The organism is Pseudoalteromonas sp. G5_S1_14_S5 (assembly GCF_054968605.1).
The window spans coordinates 1-9,194 of record NZ_JBQKUM010000115.1 but is presented as its reverse complement, the minus strand read 5'-3'; the positions used below and the strand labels follow the sequence as shown (position 1 = coordinate 9,194).

The 9,194-nt window shown below is 44.5% G+C and carries 7 protein-coding genes; 5 read left to right on the top strand and 2 right to left on the bottom strand.

Annotated elements, in window-relative coordinates; translation table 11 throughout:
• Positions 1-324 precede the first annotated feature (324 nt).
• Complete coding sequence (locus ACTRWI_RS21245) at positions 325-852, top strand: MFS transporter (protein ID WP_499133721.1); 528 nt, start codon at positions 325-327, stop codon at positions 850-852.
• Positions 853-960: 108 nt separating this feature from the next.
• Here the strand turns inward: ACTRWI_RS21245 and ACTRWI_RS21240 are convergent, their stop codons facing one another.
• Both ACTRWI_RS21240 and ACTRWI_RS21235 read right to left on the bottom strand, forming a co-directional pair.
• On the bottom strand, positions 961-1,767 hold the full coding sequence (locus ACTRWI_RS21240; RefSeq protein ID WP_499133720.1) for an ABC transporter ATP-binding protein: 807 nt from the start codon (positions 1,765-1,767) through the stop codon (positions 961-963).
• Between the two features lie 33 nt (positions 1,768-1,800).
• The gene (locus ACTRWI_RS21235; RefSeq protein WP_499133722.1) at positions 1,801-2,559 is read right to left on the bottom strand and encodes a siderophore ferric iron reductase; all 759 of its coding nucleotides are present in this window, start codon (positions 2,557-2,559) and stop codon (positions 1,801-1,803) included.
• 217 nt (positions 2,560-2,776) lie between these two features.
• On the opposite strand from ACTRWI_RS21235, the gene ACTRWI_RS21230 reads away from it, so the two are divergent.
• The 4 genes from ACTRWI_RS21230 (at position 2,777) to fhuB (ending at position 9,078) form a co-directional block, all read left to right on the top strand.
• Entirely contained in the window at positions 2,777-3,685 is a 909-nt protein-coding gene (locus ACTRWI_RS21230; RefSeq protein WP_499133719.1) for an AraC family transcriptional regulator, read from the top strand.
• 207 nt (positions 3,686-3,892) lie between these two features.
• Entirely contained in the window at positions 3,893-6,040 is a 2,148-nt protein-coding gene (locus tag ACTRWI_RS21225) for a TonB-dependent siderophore receptor (RefSeq protein WP_499133718.1), read from the top strand.
• 90 nt (positions 6,041-6,130) lie between these two features.
• Positions 6,131-7,084, top strand: a complete 954-nt coding sequence (locus ACTRWI_RS21220) for an iron-siderophore ABC transporter substrate-binding protein (protein ID WP_499133717.1) — start codon at positions 6,131-6,133, stop codon at positions 7,082-7,084.
• Complete coding sequence (gene fhuB, locus ACTRWI_RS21215) at positions 7,084-9,078, top strand: Fe(3+)-hydroxamate ABC transporter permease FhuB (protein WP_499133716.1); 1,995 nt, start codon at positions 7,084-7,086, stop codon at positions 9,076-9,078. Before ACTRWI_RS21220 ends, fhuB begins: the two co-directional genes overlap by 1 nt.
• Positions 9,079-9,194 lie beyond the last annotated feature (116 nt).

Here is a 9,194-nt window from a genome sequence, read left to right as displayed (position 1 = left end):
ACTATTCACATATTTAGTCCAGCCGGTGTTGTATGATTATACGAGTTAACGTATGTTTCCCCTGCGACGATCCAATCGATCCTTTCGGAGCACCATGAATATCATACCTGCAACATTCTCTCTATCTTCTACATCTCTATGTTGTCAGGTTGATAAACCAAATCTTTTAACTACGAGTACAGCCTCATGAGCCTTGGCTATGTCTCATTAGCTTGGGTCGCATTGGCGTTTAAATTCAAAGAGACCGTTGTACAGCTGTCGCCAATTCCTTCCCCAAAGAAAATGGCATAGCAATACAAGGAGTTACCCACTTTTCTCTACTTTATGAGCTTTGCGATCATTGGTTGGCTTAACTTTAGTCTCATGATCACCACAGTGTCGGTGATGCCATTCATCATGCAGAACCAAATCGGAATGACATCTGACGTATACGCGATGTGGGCGATAATACCTGCATTGGGCATTTTAGGTGGAACAAGCTTGTGTAACCGTATTCGTCCAATATTAGGTAATAAGAAAACACTGGTATGTACGCCTGTATTACACATTTCGGCAGCGTTGTGGCTGTTCTTCTGCCCACTTAAGCCGCTCTATCTAATGCTCGGTCAGTTTTTGATGATACTGGGGAATGGCATCGCGTTACCTTGTGCTCAAGCTTTGGTGATGTTGCCTTACAAAAAGAACGCAGGTGCAGCGGCTTCGATGTCGGGAGGCGGCCAAATGGTTGTGTCTTCGCTGGTAAGCATGGGTTTGGTTAAACTTGGTCTTGGTGAAGCGTGGCATTTGTCATTGGTAATCGCACTATTCACTGCGATTACGTTATTGAATATTTTGCGTGGCTTTAGTAGCTAAGAAGCCAGAGACGCTCAGCTTAGTTAGTGAAATGAGTTATCAAATCTAAACTGAAACGCTACTGAAATGATGAGCTTCAATGGCCTTTTTTAAGCTCAGCGTTTTGGTTTAACTTGCCCAGACTATCTGATATTCGCAGACGACAGCGACCTTTTCACTGGCTGCAGTCTTGGCTGGAACTGGATGGTCGATCAGTCGGATAGGGGACTCATAGAGCTCAGACAAGGCCTGCTCATTAAGCAACTTATCAGCGCTTCCTTCAAAGGCGATCTTACCTTTCTTTAGAGCGACTATGTGTGTCGCGTAACGCAGTGCAAGATTCAAGTCGTGCAGAATTACGATGATTCCAACGTCTTCTTTCTTATTGAGTTCAGATAGCAAACCCATCAATTGGAACTGGTGATGAACATCCAGCGCGGATGTTGGCTCGTCGAGAATCAATACGGGAGACTGTTGGGCGAGCAACATCGAAACCCACGCTCGTTGGCGTTCACCGCCGGATAAATCGTCCGCTAAAGCTTGTGAAAACTCGGTAACGCCCGTTCTATCCATGGCTTGTTTGATAATGGACTGATCTTCAGAGTTCCAACGACCAAACGCACCTCGCCAAGGAAAACGCCCTAATCGAACTAGTTCTTCGACCGTTAAGCCTGCCGAAGCTGGGAGCTTTTGAGGTAAATACGCAACCTTCTTGGCTAAGTCTCTGCTTTTGAAAGAAGAGATAGAAGAGCCATCCAGCTTTACTGTGCCGTGATCTGGTGCCATTTGACCAGAGAGCAAGTTAACCAGGGTCGATTTACCAGAACCATTGTGACCAAGAACGACCGTAAGTTCATTGGTTGGAATGGAAAGCTCGTCAATTGAGAGAATGGTACGCTCGTCACGAACCATTTTTATATTTGAAAGCTGAAACATGTCTGTCCTGGATTTTAAGATTAAGTAATGGTGTTAAACGGTTTTCTTGTTGTCTGGATGTCTAGGACAATCGTCACAATATTTTCTCGAGTCACACTTGTAGACTAAGCAACAGCTGACCCTGACGAGCTTAAGCATCCCTGTAGTATCGTCGACTTTAAGGCTCTCTAAGTGACTTTCTGGTAGTTTGCACGCTGCTAACCATAGCTTCGCTTGTTCTGTGATGTACTCATTGGTCAGGCTTTGTTCGCGCTGTTGCAGTTTGATCAAACAACCCAACAGTAGATCCGCGAGCAAATGGTTGGTAAACCCCGGGCGAATGCGTGTCCACTCACTGATCTGGCAGCGGAAAAACTCCGTGAGTTCTAATATTGCTTGACCCGCATGTGGTATTAACTCTTCTGGTGTGCCGTGTTGGTGATCACCATTGAAGAAGCGGTACCCAGTGACGAACTCTTTATACCTAAACTGACCGATATTCTTGATATCTGGTAATGAATGGAGGCCATAGATAGAAACGAAGGTGACGTAGATTGGCTGCCAGCATACTAGATCCCAAGTTCGGGTTAACCAATAAGCTTTACCTGCCTCAGAGTGATTTTCCGCTAAGCCATCGTAAACGCGCTTTATCTCGATATGGCTTTTATCATTCGTCATGGCGATGCTTCTGCTGCTCAAAGAACCATAACTGCCGCTTAAATAAGGGGTAATTTGTTTTGTATAAGCGAAGATTTTTTGGTGTAAAGAAGGGGCTCTACGACGAGTGGCGATATTGTGCAGCTGGGAAAGCATGTTAAACCAGTAAATGATAATCAGTTTCGTTATCATATCTAACATTATCGATGATAACCATACAAAATGGAGCATTTCCTCGTAGAACTCTTATTATAAAATTTATAAATTGAGAGAGTCCTAGTCACTTTTAAGTGATAAAATCTTCTTTAAATGATAAAAAGTAATTCTGAATCAACTTAATTGCTGCCACTAGCGAGATTATAAAAGCGTGACTATGAACACTCCTGCATTTGATCGTATCAGCCGTGTCTTGGCTTATATACATGCGAACCTTAGCTCGACATTATCTCTAGAGGATATTGCGAAACAGAGCTGTTGGTCTCGTTGGCAACTGCAAAGAGTGTTTCAAGCCGAAACTGGGCTCACTGTGGCGAACTACGTCAGAGAGCTTAAGTTAAGCCTAGCGGCTGAAGAACTGTTAGATACCAAAGAGCGGGTTATCGATATCGCGCTTGAACTAGGATTCAATTCAGAAATCAGTTTTAGTCGCTCGTTTAAGCAGATGTTTGGCTCTAGCCCAAGCCAGTATCGAAAAGCGGGCAAAAGAACGGGGCTTCGTAAACCGATACAAGTGTCTGACACGCTGAGCAGCGCTGATAATGGCCAGCTGAGCTTTGTTGAAGTTCGTATTGAGGAAAGAGAGTCGTTCCTAGTGAAAGGTATCACTTCTGAAATCAGTGGTCTGTTTTCGCTGACACAAGATTTTGCACAGAAAGTCCCTCAATTGTGGTCACGCTTAGAAGTGGAAGTGACACTACCTGACGACAATGCCTATCAGTTTATTGGTGTGGTTGACCTCACTCAGGCTTGCTTTGATGGTACCAATATTCATTATTGGGCTGGAGTTGAACTTAACGATGAGATTTCAATTCCCCAATTGCCGAGCATTATCTCTGACAAGTTAGAGGTCTTAAATATTCCAAAGCAAACCTATGCTGTTGTCAAACATTGTGGCCCGATTGAGAATCTTCGACATACTTTGAGTTGGTTTGTACTCAATTGGTTACCAAGTTCTGGTTATCGAGGTGTTGATGGCTACGAGCTTGAAGTATACCCACTCGGCTATCAAACTCATGCAGCGGATGCAGTGATGGAGTACTGGGTTCCTATTATTAAATCGTAGTCATATCGTCGTCTAGCATACTCTTTACAAATCCTCTCATTCAATAAGGTCAATTGTGTTTTTAATCATCAATTGACCTTATTTTTTTGTAAATAGGCCAAGTTCTTTTTGAACTTGCACCAAATTGTTAATTATCCCATCGATAGATACTTACAATGCAAATGAGATTTATTATTATTTACAATAAGCATTGGTACCGAGGGAATCATGACCACTCACACTCGTTTTAAGTATTCATCACTAGCAGTTGCATTGCTAACTGCACTTTCAGCGCAAGCCATGGCGGAAGAGACCGTTACTACGGCAGATTCGAATGTAGAAACTGTTACGATTATGGGTAAAGCCTATCGTAATACCGCGACTAAGTCGGCACTTGAGCCTGAAGAAACGCCTCAAGGTATTACCGTTATTGATGAAGAACAGTTAGAGCAACGAGGTGTGAAGTCCCTCAACCAAGCGCTGAGATACTCGCCGGGTGTGGTAACCGAGCAGAAGGGCGCATCAGTAACGATGTACGATACGTTCTCGATTCGTGGTTTTAGCAATAACCAAAGCTACTATGATGGCTTGGTACTTCCGTTCCTAACAGGTTGGAACTTACAACCTCAAATAGACCCTATTGCGATTCAGCAAGTTGAAGTATTTAAAGGTCCTACGTCAGTGTTGTATGGAGCAATGCCACCGGGTGGCATGGTCAACATGATTGCGAAGACACCTCAAGAGGACGGGTCTACAAAAATAGGTGTATCTTCAGGTACAAGAAATCTTATGGAAGTGTCAATTGATACTACAGGTCAATTGGTGGACAGTGACTTTTCTTACCGCTTGGTAGCACTTGCTCGTAAACAAGACAGCCAAGTAGATCACGCTGAAGAAGAACGCTATGTAATTGCTCCTTCATTAGATTGGCAGGTATCTGATAGAACACTTATTAACTTCAATCTTTACTATCAGAACGATCCATCAATGGGTACTAACTCTGCAATGCCGCTTGAAGTACTGAAGGCAAGTGATCCATCTGTGTCGATGGGCGACAAGAACTGGAGTACATTTGAACGTGAAGTCTTGATGTTAGGCTATAAGATCAATCATCAGATCAACGATAATTGGACTTTCCTTCAGAACGCTCGCTATACCGATGCGTCTCTGTATCAGGAGAATACTTACCACACTGCGACTAATTTCAACCCTGCGACTGGCAGTTTAATTCGAAATGCTTACAGTACGGATGAAGAGTCCCAAAGCTTTGTTATTGATAACCAAGTTTCAGGTCGCGTGGAAATTAGTGGCTTAGAGCACAACTTACTATTCGGTGTCGACTACCTAAAGCTAACTGGTGATTCTCTGTACAAAGAATTCACTGCGAACGCAAGCTTCTATGGGTTTGATGCGTACAATCCGAACAATGACCTTTTGGATAAAAGCCAGCTTCAAGAGAACTACCGTGAATCTCACGACATTACGACCGAGCAGCTAGGACTATATTTCCAAGACCAAGTTCGATACGACGCGCTTGTTTTACTGGCTGGTGGTCGCTATGACATGTTCAAGGCGAGTGATGACAAAAATAGCTCTTATCCAACTTATGATGGAAAAGAAGAAGCCGATCATAACGAGTTCTCTTACCGTGTAGGCGCGTTGTATGAGTTAGATAATGGCATCTCTCCATTTGTAAGTTACGCGACGAGTTTCGAGCCGGCGGCAGGTACTGATATCAACGGCAATTCGTTGAAACCTCAGCTGGGTGAGCAAGTCGAACTAGGTGTGAAATACCTGTCTGCTGATATGGCACAGCAACTTACAGCATCATACTTTTACATTACCAAGAAAGATTCAATTGCTGCAGATCCATCGGATCCAACCTATCGCTCTAAGATTCAGTTAGGCGAAGTGCGTTCTCAAGGTGTCGAAGTTGAAGGCAGATGGTTTGTAACGGAAGATTGGGATGTTAATGCGAGCTATACGTATGTCGACATGGAAGTGGCTGAAGATGCGAACCCAGATCTAGAAGGCACTACACCAATCTATGTGCCGACACATGCCGCTAATCTATGGAGTAATTACTATGTCTATGGTGGTGCTTTATCAGGAACTCGCTTCAGTGCAGGTGCTCGTTACATGGGTGAAATGGAGATGGATGCAACGAACACGCAAGGGAAAGTACCATCATATGCGGTTGTCGATTTATCCGTGGGTTATGACTTAGGAGAGGCGAGCGACACACTATCTGGCGCAACCGCTAACTTGCTAGTGAATAACCTATTCAATGAAGAGTACTACACCTGTTACGACCAATCGAACTGCTGGTTTGGTGCTGAGCAATCTGTAGAGCTTAGTGTGAACTACGAGTTCTAATTCAGTTAGGCATATCAATTAAAAAGCAGCCTTACATTGGGCTGCTTTTTCTTATCAAGAAAAATTTAATTTAGATTGAGTAGGTTAGGCATGAATACAATACGTTTAGGCTCCCATTTTTCTAAAGTGACAAAACTTAACAAGACACTCGTATTTTCGTTGTTGGCGAGCGCCTTATCGTTTAATGCGTTGGCGGATTATCAAGTTGAAGACAGCGAAGGAGTGAAAACCGTTGAAGCTCAACCCGTTCGAGTAGCTGCGCTAAATTGGGACATCGCAGAGCAAGTGATCGAACTCGGTGTAACACCCGTCGCAGTACCTGATATTGCAGGTTATACCGATTGGGTTGTTCAACCTGCTATTCCAGAAGGAGTGGCGGATATCGGTACTCGAACTGAACCTAACTTTTCTGCACTTAAGAAGCTCAACCCAGATGTGATTCTCATCGCATTACCTCAGAAAGATCTTCAGGAGCGACTATCTGAAATCGCGCCAGTACTTTATTACCAAACATACAGTGACCAACACAGTAATGCAGCGGCTGCTATCGATAATTTCAAGAAGATAGGTCAATTGCTTGGCAAAGAAGAGCTGGCTACCCAAAAGCTGGCCGCAATGGATGAGCGTATCGCAGCTCTTAAGGTTGAATTAGATAGGGCGTATCCGGGTAACAAGCCGAAAGTGACCTCTTTCCGTTTTGCGAGTACTACTTCGGTATACATCTACGGTGATAATTCGATTCCACAATATGCACTTGAACAGCTCGGTTTTGATAATGCGATGGGGCTTCCTGCAAGCCAGTGGGGGATCAGTCAAAAGCGTATAACAGAGCTTAAAAAGATTAATAATGGGATTGCGCTTTACTTTGAACCTTTCCCATATCAAAACAAGTTAGATCGTTCTCCGGTTTGGAAGAGCATGCCCTTTGTTCGTAATGGTCAATTTAGCCCAGTTGCAGCAAGTTGGAGCTACGGTGGTGCTATGTCGATTTTGTATAACGCAGAAGCTATTGCGCAATCATTGTTAGCACTAGCGGAGCAGTAATGAAATCCAGTGGTTTGGTAATGGGGGCGGCGTTATTTTTCGCTGCCCTTGTACATTTATGGTTAGGCCAGTCTGAATTTGGCCCTATCGGTGAGTTGCTTCAGCAAGTCTCGAAGATCAGTGGTATTACAACATTCAACTCAATGGTTGATGATTCATTCGAGTTTATGGCGTTAGCCTATGTCAATTTACCTCGCTTGGTGATGGCGCTCTTGGTTGGTGGAACACTCGGTACCATTGGCAGCTTGTTTCAACAACTGACGCAGAATCGCATGATGTCTCCGCTTACACTAGGTACATCATCAGGAGCCTGGCTTGGCCTGGTTATACTGAATGTGGTAGCGCCTATGTGGGTCGCTCAATATTCAGTTTGGTTCGCACTGATAGGGGCGCTGCTTGCAATGGGGCTGATTGTCTCCATTGTTGGCATCAAAAATATGGGCGGTTTGCCGATTGTTTTGGCGGGCATGGCAGTTAACTTACTGCTCGGTGCGTTTGCGACGGCCATTATTTTACTTAACGATCAGTACGCGCAGAACTTGTTTGTTTGGGGAGCTGGCGACCTTGGTCAGAATGGTTGGGAACAAGTGTTTTGGTTGATGCCTAAACTATTGCCAATCTTCGCTATTTTCTTGATGGCTCCGAGGGTTTTGACTCTGCTTTCGATTGGTACAGAAGGGGCTGCTGCACGTGGTCTTGATATCGGTACGACCTTCTTTGTACTGATGGCAATTGGCGTGTGGCTGGTTTCTGTGTCGATTACTTCGGTGGGTGTGATCAGCTTTATTGGTTTGATTGCGCCAAATATCGCGAGACATTTGGGCTTTTTAAAGGCGAAATCTGAACTCATCGCCAGCTGCGTGCTAGGCGCGTTGTTACTTTGTGTCACTGACAGCTTGGCTATCTTCTTGGCGGAATGGTCTTTGGATATGATTCCTACAGGAACAGCAACTGCGGTGATTGGTGCTCCAGCTTTGATCATTATTGCTCGCAAGCAAATGTCTGCTCAAGATCAAATGTTTTTCTCGATGCCTAAAGGGCCAAAGTCTATTTCACCTCTGGCTGGTTTCTTAGTGGGTGCGATGATCTTCGCTTTACTGGCGTTGAGTACAATATCACAGCCAGCTTCTGATATGGGCTACTTTGTTATTCCAGATTCATTTGAATGGTCTATTCGTTGGCCTAGAATGTTAACCGCAATATTCGCTGGTGGCGGTTTGGCTGTAGCAGGTGTGATTTTACAAAGGTTGGTTTACAACCCACTTGCCAGCCCTGACATTCTTGGTGTGTCAGCCGGTGCGGTGTTAGCCTTAATTTTCAGTAGCCTGTTTATGGGATACTCGATTCACTCATTAAGCCCGTGGGTTGCGTTCTTAGGCAGTGCGATTGCGCTATGTTTGTTACTGCTCCTTGGTAAAAAGCATCAGTTCGCTCCGTCTATCCTAATCCTGACCGGTATATCATTGACCGCAGTGTTGGAGGCTTTAGTGCAATTTTCTCTAACACGAGTCGACGAGGGGAAATACACTTTATTGGCTTGGTTGGCAGGCTCTACGTATCGTGTTGAATCTTATACAGCGACGATCATGGCTTTAGTGACAACCGTTTGTATTGGCATTGCCTTACTGCTGGGCCCTTGGGTGACGTTAATTGCGACGGGTCGTCAGTTCGCAAGTGCTAGAGGACTGAATATCAACATCGCCTATGTGACTCTGTTGTGTATTGTCGCGGTTTTATGTTCGATGGTAACAACCACTATGGGGCCGGTCGCTTTTGTTGGTCTACTGGCTCCACATATTGCGGCCATGGTTGGCGCTCGCTTGGTTCGAGAGCAGATCATCTTATCGTTTTTGATTGGCGCGGCACTAATGCTATTCGCTGACTGGTTCGGACAAGTGGTGGTTTTCCCAGCTCAGCTTGCGGCAGGTACGTTGGTTTCTATCATAGGAGGAAACTACTTCATCTTCTTGTTGCTGAAATCTCGAAGAGTGTGAGTGAACGCCCAGCACTTTGTCTGCTGAAATCAGTATTAAAGGCAGTGATTGGTGTTATCTATCGCTGCCTTTTTAGTTTGTATGTGTTATTCAACCTGAGCGTAAAATGATCAACA

Bases quoted from the DNA above. Each gene is read 5' to 3' on its own strand.
- ACTRWI_RS21245 (WP_499133721.1), top strand. From the start codon at position 325: ATGAGCTTTGCGATCATTGGTTGGCTTAACTTTAGTCTCATGATCACC.
- ACTRWI_RS21240 (WP_499133720.1), bottom strand. From the start codon at position 1,767: ATGTTTCAGCTTTCAAATATAAAAATGGTTCGTGACGAGCGTACCATT.
- ACTRWI_RS21235 (WP_499133722.1), bottom strand. From the start codon at position 2,559: ATGCTTTCCCAGCTGCACAATATCGCCACTCGTCGTAGAGCCCCTTCT.
- ACTRWI_RS21230 (WP_499133719.1), top strand. From the start codon at position 2,777: ATGAACACTCCTGCATTTGATCGTATCAGCCGTGTCTTGGCTTATATA.
- ACTRWI_RS21225 (WP_499133718.1), top strand. From the start codon at position 3,893: ATGACCACTCACACTCGTTTTAAGTATTCATCACTAGCAGTTGCATTG.
- ACTRWI_RS21220 (WP_499133717.1), top strand. From the start codon at position 6,131: ATGAATACAATACGTTTAGGCTCCCATTTTTCTAAAGTGACAAAACTT.
- fhuB (WP_499133716.1), top strand. From the start codon at position 7,084: ATGAAATCCAGTGGTTTGGTAATGGGGGCGGCGTTATTTTTCGCTGCC.